Origin of the sequence: Bradyrhizobium sp. 187, from assembly GCF_023101005.1 — a bacterium.
Classification (GTDB): Bacteria; Pseudomonadota; Alphaproteobacteria; order Rhizobiales; family Xanthobacteraceae; genus Bradyrhizobium; species Bradyrhizobium canariense_D.
Map to the genome: position 1 here is coordinate 6,040,890 of NZ_CP064693.1, position 19,923 is coordinate 6,060,812.

18 protein-coding genes are annotated in these 19,923 nt (G+C 64.5%); 5 read left to right on the top strand and 13 right to left on the bottom strand.

The window, feature by feature from the left end; translation table 11 throughout:
- Positions 1-14 precede the first annotated feature (14 nt).
- Both IVB19_RS29245 and IVB19_RS29250 read right to left on the bottom strand, forming a co-directional pair.
- On the bottom strand, positions 15-1,601 hold the full coding sequence (locus IVB19_RS29245) for a DHA2 family efflux MFS transporter permease subunit (RefSeq protein ID WP_026232690.1): 1,587 nt from the start codon (positions 1,599-1,601) through the stop codon (positions 15-17).
- A 25-nt stretch (positions 1,602-1,626) separates the two neighbouring features.
- A complete protein-coding gene (locus tag IVB19_RS29250) occupies positions 1,627-2,943 on the bottom strand; it encodes an HlyD family secretion protein (RefSeq protein WP_026232689.1) in 1,317 nt (438 codons plus the stop codon).
- A gap of 194 nt (positions 2,944-3,137) precedes the next feature.
- On the opposite strand from IVB19_RS29250, the gene IVB19_RS29255 reads away from it, so the two are divergent.
- Positions 3,138-3,773 carry a TetR/AcrR family transcriptional regulator gene (locus IVB19_RS29255; protein ID WP_247820447.1) on the top strand — a complete coding sequence of 212 codons (636 nt, stop codon included), beginning with the start codon at positions 3,138-3,140 and terminating at the stop codon, positions 3,771-3,773.
- Positions 3,774-3,826: 53 nt separating this feature from the next.
- Positions 3,827-4,162 carry a DUF6665 family protein gene (locus IVB19_RS29260; RefSeq protein WP_018454217.1) on the top strand — a complete coding sequence of 112 codons (336 nt, stop codon included), beginning with the start codon at positions 3,827-3,829 and terminating at the stop codon, positions 4,160-4,162.
- Between the two features lie 152 nt (positions 4,163-4,314).
- Here the strand turns inward: IVB19_RS29260 and IVB19_RS29265 are convergent, their stop codons facing one another.
- From IVB19_RS29265 to IVB19_RS29305, 9 genes are all read right to left on the bottom strand, one after another.
- On the bottom strand, positions 4,315-5,100 hold the full coding sequence (locus IVB19_RS29265) for a potassium channel family protein (protein WP_247820448.1): 786 nt from the start codon (positions 5,098-5,100) through the stop codon (positions 4,315-4,317).
- Between the two features lie 226 nt (positions 5,101-5,326).
- The gene (locus tag IVB19_RS29270) at positions 5,327-5,515 is read right to left on the bottom strand and encodes a hypothetical protein (RefSeq protein ID WP_085385390.1); all 189 of its coding nucleotides are present in this window, start codon (positions 5,513-5,515) and stop codon (positions 5,327-5,329) included.
- Between the two features lie 285 nt (positions 5,516-5,800).
- Complete coding sequence (locus tag IVB19_RS29275; protein ID WP_018454215.1) at positions 5,801-6,529, bottom strand: Crp/Fnr family transcriptional regulator; 729 nt, start codon at positions 6,527-6,529, stop codon at positions 5,801-5,803.
- A 32-nt stretch (positions 6,530-6,561) separates the two neighbouring features.
- On the bottom strand, positions 6,562-7,956 hold the full coding sequence (locus IVB19_RS29280) for an amidase family protein (RefSeq protein ID WP_247820449.1): 1,395 nt from the start codon (positions 7,954-7,956) through the stop codon (positions 6,562-6,564).
- Positions 7,957-8,018: 62 nt separating this feature from the next.
- On the bottom strand, positions 8,019-9,026 hold the full coding sequence (locus IVB19_RS29285; RefSeq protein ID WP_026232686.1) for a taurine ABC transporter substrate-binding protein: 1,008 nt from the start codon (positions 9,024-9,026) through the stop codon (positions 8,019-8,021).
- A 29-nt stretch (positions 9,027-9,055) separates the two neighbouring features.
- On the bottom strand, positions 9,056-9,895 hold the full coding sequence (locus IVB19_RS29290) for an ABC transporter permease (RefSeq protein WP_085349106.1): 840 nt from the start codon (positions 9,893-9,895) through the stop codon (positions 9,056-9,058).
- Positions 9,892-11,190 carry a M20 family metallopeptidase gene (locus tag IVB19_RS29295; RefSeq protein WP_018454213.1) on the bottom strand — a complete coding sequence of 433 codons (1,299 nt, stop codon included), beginning with the start codon at positions 11,188-11,190 and terminating at the stop codon, positions 9,892-9,894. Before IVB19_RS29295 ends, IVB19_RS29290 begins: the two co-directional genes overlap by 4 nt.
- Before the next feature lie 320 nt (positions 11,191-11,510).
- Positions 11,511-12,701 carry an extensin-like domain-containing protein gene (locus tag IVB19_RS29300; protein WP_247820450.1) on the bottom strand — a complete coding sequence of 397 codons (1,191 nt, stop codon included), beginning with the start codon at positions 12,699-12,701 and terminating at the stop codon, positions 11,511-11,513.
- 305 nt (positions 12,702-13,006) lie between these two features.
- Positions 13,007-13,855 (bottom strand): DUF2147 domain-containing protein, encoded by an 849-nt coding sequence (locus IVB19_RS29305; protein ID WP_247820451.1) that lies wholly within the window; start codon positions 13,853-13,855, stop codon positions 13,007-13,009.
- A gap of 193 nt (positions 13,856-14,048) precedes the next feature.
- On the opposite strand from IVB19_RS29305, the gene IVB19_RS29310 reads away from it, so the two are divergent.
- Together IVB19_RS29310 and IVB19_RS29315 are read left to right on the top strand one after the other, a co-directional pair.
- On the top strand, positions 14,049-14,819 hold the full coding sequence (locus IVB19_RS29310; protein ID WP_247294890.1) for a DUF2147 domain-containing protein: 771 nt from the start codon (positions 14,049-14,051) through the stop codon (positions 14,817-14,819).
- Between the two features lie 319 nt (positions 14,820-15,138).
- Positions 15,139-16,494, top strand: coding sequence for a FecR family protein (locus tag IVB19_RS29315; RefSeq protein ID WP_085349141.1), 1,356 nt, complete (start codon positions 15,139-15,141; stop codon positions 16,492-16,494).
- A 189-nt stretch (positions 16,495-16,683) separates the two neighbouring features.
- Here IVB19_RS29315 and IVB19_RS29320 read toward each other — a convergent pair whose 3' ends face one another.
- Positions 16,684-17,250: an NUDIX hydrolase gene (locus tag IVB19_RS29320; protein WP_018454178.1), complete on the bottom strand. Its 567-nt coding sequence runs from the start codon at positions 17,248-17,250 to the stop codon at positions 16,684-16,686.
- 66 nt (positions 17,251-17,316) lie between these two features.
- On the bottom strand, positions 17,317-18,180 hold the full coding sequence (asd, locus tag IVB19_RS29325; protein WP_018454177.1) for an archaetidylserine decarboxylase: 864 nt from the start codon (positions 18,178-18,180) through the stop codon (positions 17,317-17,319).
- 35 nt (positions 18,181-18,215) lie between these two features.
- Here asd and IVB19_RS29330 point away from each other — a divergent pair, with 35 nt between their 5' ends.
- Positions 18,216-19,880: an aminotransferase class III-fold pyridoxal phosphate-dependent enzyme gene (locus tag IVB19_RS29330; protein ID WP_026232679.1), complete on the top strand. Its 1,665-nt coding sequence runs from the start codon at positions 18,216-18,218 to the stop codon at positions 19,878-19,880.
- The last annotated feature ends 43 nt before the right edge of the window (positions 19,881-19,923 follow it).

The following is a 19,923-nucleotide window of genomic DNA, read 5'->3' on the forward strand; positions in this document are numbered from 1 at the left end:
ACGAGTGTTGCAAATTAGTGCGCGTCGCCGCTGGCGCCGAACGGCGAGGCCGGCCTTTTCAACAGTGTGACGAGCAGGGTGAGGCCGAGATAGAACAGCGTCAGGATGAAGAAGGCATCGCCGAAGCCCATCACCACGGCCTGGCGATGCACGAGCTGGCTGAGCTGCTTCATCGCCATTAGGGTGGAATCGCCAAGCCCCTGAAACTTCTGCATGAACATAGTCAGGGTTTCGGTCGCGGTCGCGTTGCCCCAGGTCACACGCTCCTGCAGGCGCGTAATGTGCAGGTCGGTGCGGTCATTGAGCACGGTGTTGATGACGGCGAGACCCACGGCGCCGCCGAGATTGCGCATCAGGTTGAAGAGGCCCGAGGCGTTCTTCACCCGGTCGGGCGCCAGCGTGCCGAGCGCGATGTTGTTGGTCGGCACCATCGCGAACATCATGCCGATGCCGCGCAGGATCTGCGGAATCAGCAACTCATAGAAATCGTAGTCGCGCGTGATCCAGGTCATCTGGTAGGAGCCGAGCGCGAACACGACGAGCCCGAACGCGATCATGTAGCGCATGTCGTACTTCGCCATGAGACGCCCGACCACCGGCGCGATCAGGAACATGGTGATGCCCGAGACGAACATGGTCTCGCCGATCATCAGTGCGCTGTAGCCACGCACTTCGGCGAGGTAGCGCGGATAGATGTAGGTCAGGCCGTAGAGGCCGATGCCGATGCAGAACTGAAGGACGCAGCCGATCGCGAAATTGCGGTTGGAAAAGGTGCGTAGATTGACGATCGGCTCGGCCGCCGTGAAGACGCGCCAGAAGAAGGCGATCGCCGAGATGCCGCAGATCCAGGCGCAGATCGCGACCGAGGGGTCCTGCATCCATTCATATTGCGGGCCTTCCTCCAGCACGTATTCCAGCGTGCCGAGGAAGCCGGCCATGAACAGCAGCCCCCACCAGTCGAAACGGTCGAGCAACTCGAAATGCGGCTCGTCGAAATCGACCAGCGCCAGCACGCCGATGGTGATGCCGATGCCAGGCACGATGTTGATGAAGAACAGCCAGTTCCAGGACATCAGGTCGGTGATGTAGCCGCCGACAGTTGGCCCGATGGTCGGAGCCAGCGTTGCGACGAGCCCGATGATGGGACCGACGATGTGGAATTTGGTGCGTGGGAAGACGGTGTAGGCCGAGGCGAACACCGTCGGGATCATGCCGGCGCCGAGAAAACCTTGCAGCGCGCGCCACAGGATCATCTCCTCGATGGTGGTGGCGAAGCCGCAGAGCAGGCTCGATGCGGTAAAGCCTGCCGCCGAGATTGCGAACAACAGCCGCGTGCCGAAGGCGCGCGACAAGAATCCCGACAGCGGGATCGCGATCACTTCGGCGATCAGATAGGCGGTCTGGACCCAGGAGACCTCGCTAGAGCTTGCCGACAGGCCGGCCTGGATTTCACTCAGGGACGCCGAGACGATCTGGATGTCCAGGATCGACATGAACATCCCGAACACCATGATGATGAAAGCGAACAGCCGCTTCGGCGCGATGCGCTCCGAGGCGGGGTCCGCCATCATGGCAGGTAAAGCGGTCGTGACGTTCGCCATGGTCTGACCTCGCGGCGCAGGCGCGCTACTGCGGATGGATCATGGTGGCGTCGTCGAGATCGACCTCGCTGTCGGCGTCGGCCGCGCCCTTGTTGGTGTCGACCGTCGCAGTGACCGACATGCCGGCGCGGAGCAGGTTTTGCTTCGCGACCGACTTCGGCACCCGGATGCGGACCGGCACGCGCTGCACGATCTTGGTGAAGTTGCCGGTGGCGTTGTCAGGCGGCAGCAGCGTGAACACCGAGCCCGCGCCCGCTGCGATGCTGTCGACGACACCGGAGAACTTGCGCATGCCGTAGGCATCGACCTTGATCGTCACAGGCTGGCCGGGGCGGATGCGCTTGAGCTGGGTCTCCTTGAAATTGGCGTCGATATAGACGTTATCGAGCGGCACGACGTTGCCGAGCCGCTGGCCAACCGCGACGAAATCGCCGGCACTGACGAGGCGGTTCGAGAACGTGCCGTCGACCGGCGCGCGCACCGCGGTGAAAGCGAGATCGCGCTCGGCCTTGGCCAGCGTGGTCTTGAGCTCGGCGAGCTGCGCCTGCGCTTCGGCCTGCTGCGCCTTGGCGACGTCGACATTGCTGAGCGCGACGTCGTAAGCGGCCTGCGCGGCCTTGACCGCGGCAGCGCCCTGGTCGCGTCCGGCTTCGGAGCTCTCGAAGGTGGCGCGCGAGGCAAAACCCTTGTTGCTCAGCGCCTGCTGGCGCTCATAATCGAGGTCGGCGCGCTTGAGGCCGGCTTCGGCGGAGACGAGCTGCGCCCTGGCCTGCGCGACCTGGCTGTCGAGCGCCGCGACCTGGCGGCCGATGCGATCGATGGTGGCCTGCTGGGTCGCGATCCTGGTCGCGGCGGCGTCGACCGCGATCTTGTAGTCGCCGTCGTCGATGCGGAAGACGATGTCGCCGGCGCGCACCGTCGTGTTGTCGCCGGCGAGGATCGCGGAGACGTGGCCGGCAACACGCGCGCCCAGCATGGTGTTGTTGGCGCGGACATAGGCGTCGTCGGTCGCAACGTAGAAGCGGCCGACCAGCGTGTAATAGCCGGCATAGCTCGCCGCCGCGAGCGCCAGCACGAGGCCTACTCCCATCATGACGAATTTGCGCTTGCCGGACTTCGGCGCGCCGGCGGCGGGCGCGTCTGGGGCTGCGGCCGGCTTGTCGGTCACGGGCTTCTCCGGCGCCTCGCTGGGACGGCGCTTGGTTTCCTCGGCCACATGAGAGCGCAACTGCTCGGCGAGAGCCACAGACGTCTCGGTGGCAGCGTCACCACCCGCGGGCGTCGGCGTCTCCACGGCGTCCGGGCGAAGGACGCGCGCAGCCTGGTCTCTCACTACGGCCATGGAGGCCTCCCCAAAAAAGCGCGATGAGGGACAACCCCGCCCTACGGCCGGTTCCCTCTCACCCATCCCAAATATCATTGACCGAACGGTTCGGTCAATATAGATAATACCCGAACGGACCCTACCGGCCCGAATCCTTTATTTCGGTTTCATCACCCTGGACCGATGCAAAAACTTTCCGAGACCCTGAACCAATGGTTGTACCCGGCCGCGAACATCTCCACGTCGTCCAGGAGGAGGACAGTTCCAAACGCCGCCAGATCCTGGACGGGGCCCGCAAGGTGTTCATGGATCTCGGGTTTGACGGTGCCAGCATGGGCGAGATCGCCCGCGCTGCGCAGGTCTCCAAGGGCACGCTTTACGTCTACTTCGCCGACAAATGCGCGCTGTTCGAAGCCATCCTCGAGCAGGAGGCGCTCCAGCACGGGCAGGTCGCGTTCAATTTCGATCCGGCACGCGATGTTGAAACCACGCTGAAGGATTTCGGCCGGGCCTACAACCGTCTGCTGTGCCGGCTCGGCGGCGGATCGGCGATCCGCACCGTGATGGCGATCGCCGAGCGCATGCCCGATCTCGGCCGCCGCTACTATGCGCGGGTGCTGGACAAGTCGATCAACCGCCTCTCCGACTATCTCAAAGCCCACGCCGCCGCCGGCGATCTCGATATCGACGATTGCGATCTGGCGGCGTCGCAGTTCATGGAACTGTGCAAGGCCTCGCTGTTCCTGCCCTTCGTCTTCCAGGCCGCGCCCGCACCGTCGGAAGAGCGCATGAGCGAAGTCGTCGACAGCGCGACGCGGATGTTCCTGGCAGCGTATCGGGCGAAGTAGCGGCAAGGCGGGCCTGCGTTGCAGGCCGCTCCGGCGGCATTATATTCGGGCTCATGTCCCGTGATCTCCGCCCGCCCATCGATATCCTCCATTACGAGATTGTCCAGGAACAGGCCTCCGCGCTCGGACGGATGGGCCGCACGCTCGAACAGGCGCTGGCGCGCCTGCGCGAGTTCGACGCCGCCCATGCCCTCCCCGAGGTGCCGGCCGCGATGCAGCCGGCCCGACGCAAGCTGGTGATGGAAGCCGGCCACGCGCTCTGGATGTTGGTGGTGCAGCGTGAGGCATCCGGCTTGCGCGACAGCCGCCACATCATGCGGACCTACAATGTCCCGGCCGAGGTGCAGTGCTGCATGGGGCTGGTGCCGGCAGCGTCGAAGCCGGCCTGAAATGATTTCTACGGGGCGCTAGACAAGGCCAGCCGTTACCACGGCAACGATTGCGATGGCTGCGAGCGCCTAGAAAGAGGCCATGGTCGAATGGCCGCTTGGGCACAGATTCTGATGATGGCAATACGTTTCGATCGCCGAGGTAGCAACAGCTACGCCAAACCTTCATCGGGAATATTGAGAACAGCGCCGCATGCTTTGCAATGCACGGCATCGCTCTCATGCCGCTGCAGTCCGCAAGTTGGGCAAGGAAATCTGACCTTGTTCGGACTCAACAATGCGCGCGCAAGATTGAAGAACAGGGTTACGCCGAAAATCATGATCACGACGGTTATCAAACGACCTATTGTGCCTGGCAGGGTGATATCGCCAAAGCCAGTCGTCGTCAGCGCGGTCACAGTGAAATACAGCGCGTCAGCATAATTCCGAATCTGATCGTTACGAAACTTCTGGGTCTCGTAGACTATCCCCGTCATGACAAATATGAAAACCGCAAGATTGGTGACGGCAAAGATGACCTCCTCGTTGCGACGGAAGAACGACGAATCCATGCGCAACCTGGCGAGCATCTGGTAGTCACGAAGCATTCCCAGCGTCCGCAAAATCCGCAGAAAGCCGCCAGCCTCGCCAGCCAGGGGCGCCAGGAATGAAACGATGGCGACCATGTCAGCCCATGTCGAGAGGCGGCCGAACTTTCGAAGCGGATGCCGGTCGGCGAGTAGCCGTGCTGAAAAATCGGCCAATATCATTGCGCCGAATAGCAGGTCGAAGGTTTCGATGATCTCACTGGGGTGCAGGAACGACGTCCCGATGATGAACAGTATGGTCACAACATCAAACGCGAGCAAAGCATAGCGGAAACCAACGGCGCTGGGCGTTGTACCCTCGTAGAGGCGACGGACGCGGCTTCTCAGGGAGGTGTGGTTCACAGCTGCCATGCTCGCAGTTTGCACAGATGATAGCAGCTGGGACAACCTCGCGCCCTGGGAGATCTAAGTCAGTGCGACGAGTTCGAGCTAGTCGACGCTTCCGTGACAGTCCGCAGCACAAGCGTCAGGTGGCTGTTACCGGGATGGATTGTCGTCGGCACAACCTCGATGCTATCGGCTCCAAGTTCGCCTGCTTTCTTCCACTGAAACGCAGCGCCGGATCTGCTGTAGACATTCACCCTTTTTGTTTCTCTTCCGCGCTTCTTCCATCCGAGCTTTTGGAGCGTTCTTCGAAGCGGTCAGCGCCCTTCGCTAAATCGTGTCCCGTCTTGCTCTCGTTTTTCGCTTCGTCCTTAGCAGCCGCCTCGCGCAGGCCTTCAGCGGCGCGTTCCCCAGCTTTTGACGATTTTCGTTCGTCATCCATGTGAAGCACCTTTCCTGATAAACAACACGCTTCTCCAGGACTAATCCGTGCCTGTCCCAGATTGGCCATAACAAACTTCAACCGGATCGCTTGGAGATTGTTCCAGTTCGGTTGAAGCTAGTGCGTTTGCTGGCCCAAAGCTGATGTCAGACGAGCCGCGCAGTCCCTGTGCGCTAAAGGACTATCGAAGATTACAAACAGCATGTGCGCTCCGGTCACAAGCGCCCATCATGCTCAAGGCGGACACTTCCGTTGCGTCGGTAAGCTGACCTTATTGGTTCACGCCTAGTCCGCCACCTGCTTCCTCAACGCAGCGAGATCGTTGACGACCATCTTGGTCGGGCCGGTCCAGATGATGCCGTCGTTCTGGAGGCGGCTGAGGATCAGGCTGATCGATTGGCGCGTCGCGCCGATCATGCGCGCGAGATTGGCCTGCGTGATGCGACCGAGCGAGATCGGGCCGCTCTCGTCCTGGGCTGCGTTCTCGCACAGCTTGACCAGCAGCAGCACCAACCGTTCCGCCGCCTTCTGCCCGGCCAGCGTCTGCGCCAGCATCGAATAGGTCTCGCCCTTGAAGCCGAGGCACTCGATCAGCGCGACTGCGAACGGCGGCGACTGCGCGATCAACCGGCGGACCGCATCCTGGTCGAGATGCAGTGCTTCGACGCGCCCGAGCGCGCGGGCCGACCAGCTGTGGCGGTGATCGCCGAGGATATAGGGCGCGCCGACGAAGTCGTCGGCCTCCCAGGTCGACAGCATCAGTTCGCGCCCCTGCGTGCCGGCATGGGTGCTTTCGACGATCCCGTTCAGGATGATGTGGATGCCGTTTGCGGGCTCGCCCTCCCGCAGCAGATATTCGCGGTTCTGGTAGGTCGCGAGCCTGCCGGTTCGCATCACGAGCTCCAGATCGGGCTTGTCCAACGCCTTCAGCACATAACGTCCGGTCCCGGGCCGTGGCAGGTCGGCGCGCGGCTCAACTGGATCGGCCACCTCATGCGCATCGCTGCGCCCCACGATCGGTCTCCCTTCGAGTGACGGCTCGAAGGCTAGGAGGTCTCCGCTCGGATTGCAACGCGGCGCAGATGTTCTGGCTCGGCCGAAGCCCCCATGAAAGCGCAAGCCAGATCGGTGAGCAGGCGCTCCCGGCCGGCCGGCGCCAGGAACGTGATGCCATAGGGCACGCCGGCTGCGGTGACGGCGTTCGGAACGGCGATGGCGGCCAGCCCAAGCGGGTTGGCGTAGTTGGTGTAATAGCCGTTGTTGAAGTTGGCCGTCAGCGGATCGCGCGCGACGTCGTCGATGCTCAGCACGGTGCCGACCGTCGGCACGACCAGCGCATCATGAACTTGCCAGAAATCGCGCAGCGACCGCTGGACCTCCTTGACCTTGTAGAGCGCACGATAGGCGTCGGCCGCCGTGAACTTGCGGCTGCCGATGACGAGGTCGCGCACGATCTTCACGCCCGCCTCCGGGTTGGCGTCGAGGAATGCGCCGACCGACACGTCCCGCTCGGCGAGGAAAGGTCCGAAAAACATCAAATCGTTGACCGAAATGAACGGCGCGAAATCGACCAATGCGACCGACAGATCGAGCTGCCGCAGCTTGCGGAGTCCATCGCCGAACAGCGCCTCCGTCTCCGCATTGCCGAAGAACCTGAGCTGATCCGGACGCGGCGTTGCGATGTTGAGCGGCCGCGCCGGAGATGCCTGCTCCGTCCATCCGGCGGAATCCACCGGTGAAAAACAGTCCTCGACATCGCGCCGCGCCAACACGAGATAGATCTCGTGGCCATCGCGGGGATCGCACGTGTAGAGCGAGATGGTATCGAAACTACGGCACGCGTAGACCATGCCGCGCTGACTGAAGGCGCCGGGCGCCGGCTTGAAGCCGGTCACGCCACAATAGGACGCCGGCACCCTGCCCGATCCGCCGGTATCGGTGCCGAACGCAAAGGACGAGGTGCCCGTCGCGACCGATACCGCTGCGCCCGAGCTGGAGCCGCCGGGGATGTAGTCGGGGTTGTGCGGGTTGCGGGCGATGCCATAGGGCGAGCGCACGCCGACGAGGCCGGTCGCGAACTGATCCATATTGGTTTTGCCGAGATAGATCGCGCCGGCGGCGATGGCGTCGGCGACAACCGGGCTCGTGTCTTTCGCGGTGTAGGCGAATTCCGGGCAGGCCGAGGTGGTTTGCTCGTCGGCCACATCGATACAATCCTTGACCGAGAACACAAGGCCGTAGAGCGGCAGCTCGCCGATCTCGCCAATGCGGGCATCGAGCGCGCGGGCCTTCGCCATGACGCCTTGCGGATTTGCCGGCGAGATCCAGACGCCGCTCTGGTCGGCGTCATCGAGGCGCGACAACACGTGCGCGGCGACATCGGACGGCTTGAGCTCGCCGCTGCGATAGGCGGCGCGGAGGTGGCGAGGTGCGAGATTCATGTCGGTCACGTGCTTGCAGGAATTGACAATGTGCCGGCGAGGCAAGCCCGCCGGCACCGACCCTAGCGGCCGATCACCTTCTCCAGATAGGCGGGCTGGATGAAGGCTTCGAAGTCGGCGCGCGGCAGCAGCTTCGGCAGGCGCTCCTGCTTCACCAGGAAATCGGCGGTCGAGATCAGCGTGTCGACGAACTTGCCCTTTTTCGCGGATGTGCCGAGATACTCCTCCGTGAGCTGCGTGCTGCAGGGGATCATCCCGGTGCCCTTCATCATTCGCTGCGCGTCCTCGAGAGGCAGCGAAAGCTCTTCCGCGATGATTTCGGCAGTCTTCTCCGGGTTCTTCAGCCAGAAATCGATGCCTTCGCATTCGGCCTTGATGAACTTGTCGACGTAGGATGGATACTTCTCCGCGAACGCGTTCATGACGACGCCGATGTCCCAGGTCGGGTAGCCGCGCTTGGCCATCTCGCCCGAGGTGACGAGGATCTTGCCGCCGTTCTTCACGGCCTTGCCGAGATTCGGCTCCCAGAACCAGGCCGCGTCGATGTCGCCGCGAAGCCAGGCCGCCGCGATGTCCGACGGCGCGAGGTCCAGAATCTTCATCGAGGCGGGATCGACACCCTCCTCCTTGAGCGCCTGGAGCAGGAGGTAGTGCGTCGTGGAGCCGAACGGCGCCGCCACCGTCTTGCCCTTGAGGTCCTTGAGCGAGGTGATGTTCTTGTCGGCGCGGACCACCATCGACTCGACGTAGTCGAGCATGTTGATCACCAGGATGCCCTTGATCGGCAGGGAGCGCGTCGCGCCGATCGCGGTCGGCGGGTTGCCGAGGCCGCCGAAGTCGACGTCGCTGCCGGCGATCGCGCGCAGCATGTCGCCGCCGCCGCCGATCTTGACGTATTTGATGTCGACGCCCGGCATCTCCTTGGCGAGCAGGCCAAGATGCTTGGTGACCAGTTGCGCATTCACCAGGTTCAGATAGCCGACGGTCACCTTCGCCGGCTTGTCCTCGGCGCGGACTGCGGCCGTGAGCGCCAACGTGGTTACCGCGAGCGTCGCAATCAGTCTCTTCATGGAGGTCTCCCCTACGATCAGAATTGGATTCAGGCCCACGGCATCAACAGTTTCGCGATGCCGCGCATCATGAGGTCGAGCACGACGCCGGTGAGGCCGAGCACGATCAGCCCCATGATCACGACGTCGGAGAGCAGGAATTTCGCGGCGTCCCAGATCATCCAGCCGATGCCGGCGGAGGCGGCGACGATTTCGGCGGCGACGAGAACGGTGTAGGTGAATCCGAGCGAGATACGCATGCCGGCCAGAATCAGCGGTCCCGCCGCCGGCAAATAGACGTGAAACAGCAAATGGCGCCGGGTCGCGCCGAGCGACTGGGCGGCGCGCACATAGACCGGGTCCACGCTGGTGACGGCCTGGATGGTCGAGATGACGATGCCCGGCAAACCGGCAAGAAACAGCAGCGACAGCTTCGAGCTCTCACCGATGCCGAGCCACATCACCAGCAGCGTATAAAGTCCGAGCGGCGGCAGTGGCCGGTAGAACTCGATCAACGGATTGAGCAGCGCGCGTGCGTTGCGCGACACGCCCATGAGGACGCCGAGCGGGATGCCGATCAGGCAGGCCAGCGTGAAAGCCGTGAGGATACGATAGAGGCTTGCGCCGAGATGCTGAAGCAGCGTCGCGCCCTGATATCCCTTCGTCATCGTCTTGACGAACGCGGCCCAGACCGCCTGCGGCTTCGGCAGGAACAGCTCGTTGGCCCAGCCCATCTCCGTGACGATGGCCCAGCCGGCCAGCAGCACGGCCACGGTCAGCGTCGAGAGCAGCACCGATCGCGAGACCTTCGGAAGCCGCAGCCGGAAGCTGCCGCGTCGGGTGCGATCCGGCGAGATTGGAATCGTCATATGGGTCGCCTCGACGCTCATGTCCGCACTCCCAGGATCTGCATGATGGTCAGCGCGTAGATCCGCGTCGCCATCACCGACTTGGTGATCGAGATGTTCTCGTTGTCGACGGCCCAGCCGTCTTCTCCGGGACCGAACGTCACCGCATTGATTCCGGCTTCGCGGAAGCGGATCGTGTCGTTGAAGGCATTCTTGCGGTTGACCCCGGGCTCGCGGCCCATCAGACGCCGGTAAACCGCGCGCAAGGAGCGGCAGGGCTCCTCCTCGACCGGCACCGGTTCGGTCGCGTTGACGAACAGCGAGCCCGGCACCTGGCGCACCTCGACCTTGACGTCGTTCACGCCCGCAAAAGTGTCCCGTCCGAGACGCTCGATGTCCGCAATCACGCTCGATAGCGTCATGCCCGGCACGATGCCGACCACGGCGAGCGTGATGGTGCAGGCATCCGGGGAGAACTGCATCTCGCCGGGCAGGCCGGACCGAATCCGCACCACGGCGCAGCAGGGCGGCGTATGCCCCATGAACTTGCTGGGGACATGGGTGAACGCCATGTCCTTCAACCTCGGCAACAGCTTTGCCGCTTCCATGATGGCGTTGACGCTGATGTCCGGTCGCCAGATGTGCGACTTGATGCCGTGAACGGTGAGCTCGATCAGGCAGTGGCCGGAATTGGCCACCGACAGGTTCATGCCCCAGTCCGTGTTGACGTCGCCCCAGGCGGTCGGCTCGGCGGTGATCTCGTAGTCGGCGGTCAGGCCAATCTTGTTGAGCATGTAGATGGAGCCTTCGGTGCCGTTCCGCTCCTCATCGACGGTGTAGCAGCACATCAAGGTGCCATCGAACTTCACGCCCGCTTCGGTCAGCGCCTGCACGGCGAGCAAGGATGCCGCCAGGTTTCCGCGCGTGTCGGACGTGCCGCGCGCATAGAGCAGATCGCCGTGGCGCGTCGCCTTGAACGGATCGAAATCCGTCATGTGCCATTTCTCGGGCTCGACGGCCGGATAGGTGTCGAGATGGTCGTTGAGAATGAGCGAGGGGGCGCCGTCCCGTCCCTTGAGCACGCCCAGCACGTTCGGCCGGTGCGGCTGCGCGCTGTGCTTGGTGACCTCCATGCCGAGCGCTTCGAGCTTGCCCGCGACCAGCATCGAGATCGCCTCTTCCTCGGCGGGCGGCAAATCGGGATCCAGCGGATTGCCGGAACGGGGCTGACCGGTGCGGATCAGCTCGGATGCCAGCTCAAGCCAGCGCTCCTCCGTGATGCGCGACAGCACGCGCTGTTCGAGATCCGAATAAGGAGGGCTGACAGGCATCTGCATGACGGGATCCGCTGGCTCACGGCGCCGGCAGCGCCGCTTCGTGGCGGCCTCCTCATTGCAGCGACCGTGCCAACTGCGGGAAAAGCCCGTCACGGCAGGATTGTATCGATGATTTCAATGGCTTAGGCGAGATTTGCGCGTGCGCAAATTTTTGCGCCCGAGATGCGCTCTGCCAAAGACGCGGCGTCGACTGAACAGGCAGGGCTCAGCGCGAGGCGGGCCGGCATGGGGTCGTAGCCCGCATGGAGCGAAGCGGAATGCGGGAACGCCTTGCCTGGATTGCGCCGCCCGTAATCCAGGCTACGGGCCACGCGCAATCCTCAATCGTCGGCGTACTCGTCCTCTTCGTGCTTTCGCGCCATGCTCTTGCGCGTACCCAGCGAGCCGGTCACGGGGGGATCGCGTGCATTCGCATAGGGATTGCGCCCGCCCGCGCGCCCGGCGACCTCTTCGCCGGAGACGGCGGCGGGCTGGCAGATCAGCCGGCGGCTGGCGCGGCGCATCAGATCGACGTGGATGTGATCGTAATGATAGACGTTCGAGCCCGGCGCCAGCACCGTGGTGAAATGCACGCACGCGCCCGACTGCACGTCGCGCAGGAAGCCCTGCTCTTCCGGCATGCCGCGCCAGCCATCCTTCACGGTGACGCGGCGGCCGTCGGCGAGCACGAAGGCGGCGATGTCGAGCGCATTGCCGAAGGCGTGCTCGGAAATATGGGCATGCGAATTGCCGTTCATGCCGCGGCAGGAATAGGCGGAGATCTGCTTGATCTCCGCGACGCGGGTGCCGAACCAGCGCATCGCCGAGGGCTGCACGGTGTCGGCGAGCCAGCGGTCGAGCTCGGATACGATCGGACAGGCCAGCGTCGCAACCGGCTTGATCGCAACAGGGCCGACGGCGGTGACGGGATCGCCCCGTGCCGGACCAAGACGCGGCGGCGGTTGCTGCGCGGGCGCCTGCGAATACGGCGCCGGCCGCGCTGGATAGCTCGGCGCATTCATGTAGCGCGACGCGCCCGCGGCATCGGTGCCCTCGGGCGGCAAATCGATCTCGTCCTCCTGCTGCGCCACGCCGGGCGCATTCAACGGCATCGGGCCAGGCGAAGCGCCATAGCCGGAAGGCTGCCGCACCGCGCTCTCGGGATAGTTCGAGCGTTGCGGATAGTTCTGGCTTTGCGGGTAATTCGATCGGGGCTGCGTCACCGGCCAGCGCGGCTGGTTGCCGATGCTCCCGGGTGGTCGCAAATCCTCATCGGCAAAGCCGTAACTGCTCGAGCCTTCGCCGAGGGCGGCGACCTTGAGCGGAAACTCCGCGCCGCACATGCCCGGCCCGGAAATCGGGTCGATGCGGACGAGATCCGGCCCTTCTTTCACCGCGCCTGATTTCAGGCATGCGGCTTCGGCCTCGGCCCGCCACGGTTCACGTTCGGCCTGGAAGACGCCGCGTCCGCAACCCGCAAACGAAACAAGGACGATGGAGCCGACGAGATACAAACGAACTCCGCGCGTCATGCACGCACGTTCGGTGAATTTACTTAAAGACTCTTCAACGTGTTGATTTCAGTGTTCTTTAACCATGTCGGCCGGCGCCAGCAGGAGCGCTGCCGGTGACGAGCGACAGCAAGGCTGACTTTTTCGAAAAGAGACTCTCTGTTAACCATGATCCTCTCGCGCAAGGCGGCGCGACAGCGGGAGCGACCTCATGACGTTCGCCGGGAGACTGAGCGTTATCACCGCGTACCTCGCCATGGCCTTTGTCGGTGCCATCGTGCTCGGCATGATCTAGCGGCTTCAGCCGGAGGTATCGAACGCTTCCCTTACGACCGCGCGCTCCACTGCCGCGACGTCGTGATCAGCTTCTCCGGCCGCTCTTCGGCTCGCGTCCAGTCGTTGCCGGAACACCAGAAATGGCCCAGTGCGCAGGCTTCGACGTGAAGCTTGCCGGAGCTCTTCAGCGTCATCCTCGCATAATAGGTACTGCCGCTGGAGCGGCTGTAGATGTTGCCGGTCCAGACGTCGTGCGTTTTCGGCTTCATGTTGACGAGCACGCTCTCGCCCCTGGTCGATGCTTCAGTCAGCGCGAAGCCGCACAGTGCAGGACCGCAGCGTTCGATGCGGACCGTGCCCTTGGCGCCTGCGCTCTCCCATTCGCCGAGCGGCAAATAGGAGAGTTCGTCGTCGCCGCGCTCAGGGCTCGTCACGGCCTGCTCGAGCTGCGGCCTTGGCGCGACGACGGGTGCCTCCATGCGCGGCGGATCGAGCGCGACGGTCTTCGGCGGATCCGTCTGCGGTAGCTCCACCCGTGGCGGATTGGAGCTTGGCGCCTGCGGCAGGACAATTGGCTGCGAGGTCGTTGAGGCAAGGACAGGAGCCGTCTGCGCCGTCGCAGGCGCGACCGCAATCGCTTGCGCTGGCCTGACCGGAGCCACGGGATAGAGCGGCTGCGGCGGCGGAAGCACCGGCGCAGGGGCTGGCGTCGTGTCGACGTCAGGCCGAAAGCTGCGATGGGAGGAAACCGAGACACAGGAAGCCGATCGGCAATTCCTGGGCGCCTCGACCTGAAATCGATGACCGGCAATCGAGAACGCGTAAGACCCGGCCTCGGCTGCGGGCGCAATCGCCAGCAGCGCGATCAATGTGCCAAGCGAAGTCACAAGCCGCGTCATCGGCGCCTCCCTCTGTGTGGCGACGACGTTACGCAAATGGAATCGCGACCGAATGTGCGCTGCGTCACCCAGCCGCGGCGAGCCGTTGTGACGTCTATCACAGAACGTCCGGCCAGCCCGGCGTAGGGTCGAACCACGCTTCATCCACCCGCGACTTCAGTCCCATCGGGACCACACATCTTCGGAGGTTGTCATGAACAAGCTCACCATCGCCGCCACCGCCCTCTTCCTCGCGTCCACCGCCGCCGCGCATGCCGGCAATGCGATCTCGTTCCAGATCGAAGGCCAGAACATCCGCATCGAGACGCCACGCAACTGCGCCTCGCTCAATTGCGTGACCATCATCGCGCCGGGCCTCTCGGACAAGCCGATCAAGCTGAACAACATCAACCTCAAGGGCCTTGGCTCCAAAGACGATGACGTCGACACCACGCCGGCTCCTGCCACGACCGCGCAGCCCGCGCCGGCTCCGGTGCAGCAGCATCCCGTGCAGCAGCCCCCGGTGCAGGCGACTGCGCCGGCAGCGCCCGCTATCGCAGCACCGAGCACGACGGTTGCCGCTGTTCCGTCCGTCGGTTACGACGCCACGACGCAGACCGCGCCCGTTGCGGCTCCCACTCCTGCGCCCGCGCCGGTCGCGGTTGCTCCGGCCCCGGTGCCCGCCGCGCCTGTCGCGGTTGCCAACACACCGATCGGCGTCTGGGCCACCGAAGAGAACAAGGGCAATGTCCGCGTCGAACAGTGCGGCGTCAATCTCTGCGGCTACGCCGCAAAGACCAACGAGCGCATCCTGATCAACATGAAGCCCGACGGCGCGAAGTGGAGCGGCCGTATCCACGATCCCGACTCCGGCCGCAATTACGACTCGACGATCGCGATGAAGGGCCCGAATGCAATGCGCGTGCAGGGCTGCGCCTTCGGCGGCATGTTCTGCGGCGGCCAGACCTGGAAGCGCGTGAGCTGACGCCGCAGGCGTCGTCTCCAACACATGCACATTCTTCGTCATGCCCGGGCTTGTCCCGCCTGCGCGGCCGAAGCCGCTTCGGCGAGGCGAAGGCCCGGGCATCCACGTTCTTAGTCCCGCGCTTCAAGGCGTGGATGGCCGGGGCAAGCCCGGCCATGACGGTGGAGAGGCTTGGCCGCAAGCTAGCATCGCGTACCGTTTGAACGTTCACCGCCTCCGTGCGATAGACATTCATCCGCCGTTCAGCTGTACGCGGCTGATATCGGTCGATCTCTCACCGGGATTCTTCGTGACTCTTACCGTGGCCTGGCGCCGCTTCATGTTCGCGCTTGTGCTGCTGGCGTCGCCGCCGGCCGGCGCGAGCGTTGCGTTCGGATTCGATGCGATCGAGCTTGCGCAGGCGCAGCCAGAAGCGCAGCCGTCGCCCGCCCCTTCGCCGACGCCATCGGCTTCACCCGCTCCCGCGACCGAGGCGCAGCCCGCTGCCGTCGAGCCGATCGGCAACGTTGCGACGGTGACGGGCATCGCGACCGTGATCCGCGACAAAAATTCCTATCCGCTGCGCGTGCGCGACGACATCTATCTCAACGACGTCGTGCAGACTTCGTCGAACTCATCGCTCGGCATCACCTTCGACGACGCGACCACGTTCAACCTCTCCGCCAGCACGAAGATCACCATCGACACTTACGTCTATGAGGACGGCGGCAAGCACAACGCAGGCATCTTCGACATCGGCAAGGGCACGGTCGCCTTCGTCGCGGCGGCGGTGGCAAAGACCGGCGACATGAAGATCACGACGCCGACGGCCACGCTCGGCATCCGCGGCACCACGGGCGTGGTCGAGGTGCCGGAAGGCGCGGCCGCGAACAAGACCAACAACGTCAACATCAAGCTCTATCCCGACGCCGATGGCCGGGTCGGACACATCGACGTCGACGACCGCACAAGTGGGACCCGGCTCGGCGCGCTGACGCAAGGCGCGAGCGGTTTTGCGATCCGGCCGGGCGCAGCCGCGGCCGGCGTCATGCGCTTTGCCGCGGTGCCGATCACGATTCCCGCACAGCAGATCGCGCGCGACCGCGGCTTCGTCAGCCAGGTGCATCTGGCGCAAACCACGGGCCGGCAGATCGTCACCGAGCAGCGCGACTTCCGCCGCGCCAATCCGACCGCGAGCCCGCGCATTCCGCGGCCGTTCCAGCCGCCGCAACAGCAACAATTGCGGCCGAACACGGCGCCAGGACAACAGCCGCAACAGCCGCAGCGGCAGGGCCAAGCGCCGGGCCAAGGTGGCGCCGTGCAGCCCGGTACGCCGCGCGTAGGTCAGGGTCAGCAGCAACAAGGCCAGAAACAAGGCGCGGGACGTCCGGCAGGCCCACCGCGCGCCGGTCAAGGCACGCAGCCTGACGGCACCCCGCAAACCCGGCCGCGACGCGGTGGACAGAGTCCGACGCAGCCCGGCGGAGTCGCGCCGCCGCAGCCGGGCGGAACGCAACAGCAGCCCGGTCCGCAGCCGCAACTGCCGCGCACCGGCATGCAACCCGGCCAGCCGCCCGCTGCTCAACAGCCGGGCCTGCAACGCCCGGGCGGATTCCAGCAGCGCCTCCCCGCCGCACAACGCCCCGCAGCGCCGCGACGGCCAGCGCCAGTTCCGAAGGAGAAGGAGCGGCGGTGACTTTCTTCCTTCTCCCCTTGTGGGAGAAGGTGGCGCGAAGCGCCGGATGAGGGGTTCTATCGGCGAAAACTCATCGACAGCTTCACGCGTGGAGAGAGACCCCTCACCCGCCTCGCCGCTTCGCGGCGAGCCACCCTCTCCCACAAGGGGCGAGGGTGCACCGTCAACGCGGGGCGAGGTGAAGAAAACTCACGCCTCTCCGCGTAGCCAGGCTTTCATCTTCTGCAACAGACCGTGCCGCAACTCGCCCACCGAGGCTGCTTCAGCCGGTGTCAGTGTCTGCAAAGCCGCATCGACATCGTCGATCGCCAGCGGTGGCGGCTCGGGCGCAGGCGAAGATGTAAGCCCCGCCGCCGCGAGCGCGATCGGGCCAACTTGGGTCAGGAACACGCGCTCGTCCTCGCGCGACAGGCGCGCGAGCGCGTCTTCCAGCGTCAGCCAGTCGACCGCCTTGATGTCGTTCATCAGCTTGCGGACGGGACCGCCCCCGGCCTCCATGCGCCAGAAATGCACGACCTTGGAGCGGCCACCTGACTGATAGACGAGCGTACCCAAAAATTCGTGGATGGCGACGTCGTGGCCGGTCTCTTCCCGCACTTCGCGATGCGCGGCTTGCTTCGGCGTTTCGCCGTCGTCGAGCTTGCCCTTGGGCAAAACCCATTCGTTGCGCTTGCGCTGGCGGACGACGGCAATCAGCGGCGGCGCACCTCGCCGCAGCACAATACCACCCGCCGCCATGACCGGCGCCCGCGCCATCACCCAATCCGTCGTCGTAGAACGTCCCCACGAACGATATAGGCGGTCGGCGCGGCGGATTGAAGGCTAGTTTTTTCTCAGCAACGCTTGACCCGCGCGAATGCGCGTGCCTTCGGCGATGCCGTCGCAGAAGCTGAAATCGCCGGGCGCGAGGATGATGATGGTCGAGCCATGCTCGAACCAGCCGAGCTCCTCGCCCTTGCTCACCTTGACGTCGCAGGGAAAATTGATCGCCCCCCTGGTCTGCGCATTCAGCACCATGTCGAGGAAATGCAGACGGATGCTTGCGACCAGGATCGCGGCGACCGGCACCAGCGTCACGGCTTCGCCCGTCGGCAAACGCGTGCGGATCACCGCGCGCTCGTTCTTGCAAAACAGACGCTCGACCCGCTTCAGCGCGATCGGGTTGACGTTCCAGACATCGCCATGGATCAGCGTGACGCGTTCGATATGCGCGTCAAAGGGCGCGTGGAAGCGGTGATACATGCTCGAGGTCAGCCGCAGCGTGACGAAGGAGCCGTTGCGGTGCTGGTTGACCAGCACGGAATCGCCGAGCAAATCGAGCAGCGAGTACGGCGCGCCCTTGACCTGGAACAGCTCGGTATCGGCGATCCGGCCATGGGCGCCGACGATGCCGTCGGACGGACTGGCGACAATGGAGGGGTCCGGATCAAAGCGCCGCAAGCCAGGCTTGAGCTCCCGGGTGAAGCAGTCGTGCAGGCTCCGGAAATGGGTCTTGCGCGCCTCCGTGAGATCGAGGTCGGAGAACAGCTTCCACAGCGCGATGGAGCCGTCCCGCACCAGCGGGTTCTCGATCTTGGAGAACCAGCCCATGAACCGGGTCAACGCGGCGCGCGGGATGCGGTTGGTCAACAGGAAGTTGAGGTCTTCCTGCTGGGTGAAAGAGGCGATGAGGGCTTTGACTGTCATGAATCTGTCAGCTCACAGTATTAGCGCTTGTTGTCATGGAAACGACACTCCCGATTCTTTCTTTGTCCGTGGCCGCCGCAGCGTCTGCTGCCGCCGCCTTCCCGAAGATCAAGGCGCGGATCGAATTGTCCCGCGCCAAGCACCGCTCGCTCGCCGGACACTCCAAGATGTCGCGCCGGGTGGCAAAGCTGCTTCCGTTCTACGAATTCGAAGGCGATGCCTACTTTGCCTGCGACGGCGCGCCGGCGAACATCGCAGGCCTGCGCAGGGACGGCTTCTTCCGCCTCGCAAGCCTCTACGCCGAGCGCTACCCCAAGGGCCGCGCGATGACGAAGGAAGCGGCGGAAAAGATCTCTGACCTGCACTTCACCGAGACCTACCGCGTGCCTTTCCAGTTCTCGCGTCTCGTTCGCGAGCATTTGGGCACCTCGACCTTCGTGGAGTCCTCGCGCGGCGTCACCGTCACGGATGTCGACGGCAACACCTCCTACGATCTCACGGGGTCCTACGGCGTCAACATCTTCGGCAACGACTTCTACAAGGAGTGCATCGAGGGCTCCGAGAAGCGGGCGCATGCGCTCGGGCCGGTGCTCGGCCCCTACCATCCCGTCATCCTCGAGAACGTGGCGCGGCTGTGCCAGATCTCGGGCCTCGACGAAGTCTCCTTCCACATGTCCGGCACCGAGGCCGTGATGCAGGCAGTGCGGCTCGCGCGCTACCACACCAGGCGCACGCATCTGGTCCGTTTCGCCGGCGCCTATCACGGCTGGTGGGGCGACGTGCAGCCCGGCGTCGGCAATCCGATTCCCGCGCACGAGACCTACACCCTCGCCGAGATGTCGGAGAAGACGCTGCACGTGCTGCGCACGCGCAAGGACATCGCCTGCGTGCTGGTCAATCCACTGCAGGGCCTGCATCCGAACGGCAACGCGCCCGGCGATTCCTCGCTGGTCGATTCCTCCCGGGGCGGTAATTTCGACCGCGCGGCCTACACCGAATGGCTCAAGCAGCTGCGCGAGGTCTGCACTGAGCGCGACATCGTGCTGATCTTCGACGAGGTCTTCGTCGGCTTCCGTCTCGCTGCCGGCGGCGCCCAGGAATACTTTGGCGTCAAGGCCGACATGGTGACCTACGGCAAGAGCCTCGCCGGCGGCCTGCCGGTCGGCGTGGTCTGCGGCAAACGCGAGCTGATGCGCCGCTTCCGCGACGACCGCCCCGCCGACGTCTGCTTCGCCCGCGGCACCTTCAACTCGCACCCCTACGTCATGACGGCGATGGACGAGTTTCTGAGCCGGCTCGCCAGCCCGAATTTCCGCGCCGTCTATGACGGACTGGACGAGACCTGGAACGGCCGCGCGCAAAAGCTCAACCAAATGATGAGCGATGCCGACCTGCCGGTGCGGTTCGCAAACTTCTCGTCGATCTGGACGGTGAAATACACCACGCCGTCCCGCTACAACTGGATGCTGCAATATTACCTGCGCGCTGAAGGCCTGTCCTTGAGCTGGGTCGGCACCGGCAGGCTGATCTTCAGCCTGAACTACACCGACGCCGATTTCACCGAGGTCGCCGAGCGTTTCGTCCGCGCGGCCGAGAAGATGAAGGCCGACGGCTTCTGGTGGCACGATGGCGTCCTCACCAACAAGACCATCAAGCGGCAGATCCTGAAAGAGATGCTGGCCAAGCGCTTCGGGCGCTGAGGCTGGTTCCTCCAACGGCGTCATGGCCGGGCACAGCCGTCCG

Coding starts and splice junctions, on each gene's coding strand:
- IVB19_RS29300 (WP_247820450.1), bottom strand. CDS start 12,701: ATGACGCGCGGAGTTCGTTTGTATCTCGTCGGCTCCATCGTCCTTGTT.
- IVB19_RS29310 (WP_247294890.1), top strand. CDS start 14,049: ATGAACAAGCTCACCATCGCCGCCACCGCCCTCTTCCTCGCGTCCACC.
- IVB19_RS29285 (WP_026232686.1), bottom strand. CDS start 9,026: ATGAAGAGACTGATTGCGACGCTCGCGGTAACCACGTTGGCGCTCACG.
- IVB19_RS29290 (WP_085349106.1), bottom strand. CDS start 9,895: ATGAGCGTCGAGGCGACCCATATGACGATTCCAATCTCGCCGGATCGC.
- IVB19_RS29320 (WP_018454178.1), bottom strand. CDS start 17,250: ATGGCGCGGGCGCCGGTCATGGCGGCGGGTGGTATTGTGCTGCGGCGA.
- IVB19_RS29260 (WP_018454217.1), top strand. CDS start 3,827: ATGTCCCGTGATCTCCGCCCGCCCATCGATATCCTCCATTACGAGATT.
- IVB19_RS29305 (WP_247820451.1), bottom strand. CDS start 13,855: ATGACGCGGCTTGTGACTTCGCTTGGCACATTGATCGCGCTGCTGGCG.
- IVB19_RS29330 (WP_026232679.1), top strand. CDS start 18,216: ATGGAAACGACACTCCCGATTCTTTCTTTGTCCGTGGCCGCCGCAGCG.
- IVB19_RS29315 (WP_085349141.1), top strand. CDS start 15,139: ATGTTCGCGCTTGTGCTGCTGGCGTCGCCGCCGGCCGGCGCGAGCGTT.
- IVB19_RS29280 (WP_247820449.1), bottom strand. CDS start 7,956: ATGAATCTCGCACCTCGCCACCTCCGCGCCGCCTATCGCAGCGGCGAG.
- asd (WP_018454177.1), bottom strand. CDS start 18,180: ATGACAGTCAAAGCCCTCATCGCCTCTTTCACCCAGCAGGAAGACCTC.
- IVB19_RS29265 (WP_247820448.1), bottom strand. CDS start 5,100: ATGGCAGCTGTGAACCACACCTCCCTGAGAAGCCGCGTCCGTCGCCTC.
- IVB19_RS29245 (WP_026232690.1), bottom strand. CDS start 1,601: ATGGCGAACGTCACGACCGCTTTACCTGCCATGATGGCGGACCCCGCC.
- IVB19_RS29250 (WP_026232689.1), bottom strand. CDS start 2,943: ATGGCCGTAGTGAGAGACCAGGCTGCGCGCGTCCTTCGCCCGGACGCC.
- IVB19_RS29255 (WP_247820447.1), top strand. CDS start 3,138: ATGGTTGTACCCGGCCGCGAACATCTCCACGTCGTCCAGGAGGAGGAC.
- IVB19_RS29295 (WP_018454213.1), bottom strand. CDS start 11,190: ATGCAGATGCCTGTCAGCCCTCCTTATTCGGATCTCGAACAGCGCGTG.
- IVB19_RS29270 (WP_085385390.1), bottom strand. CDS start 5,515: ATGGATGACGAACGAAAATCGTCAAAAGCTGGGGAACGCGCCGCTGAA.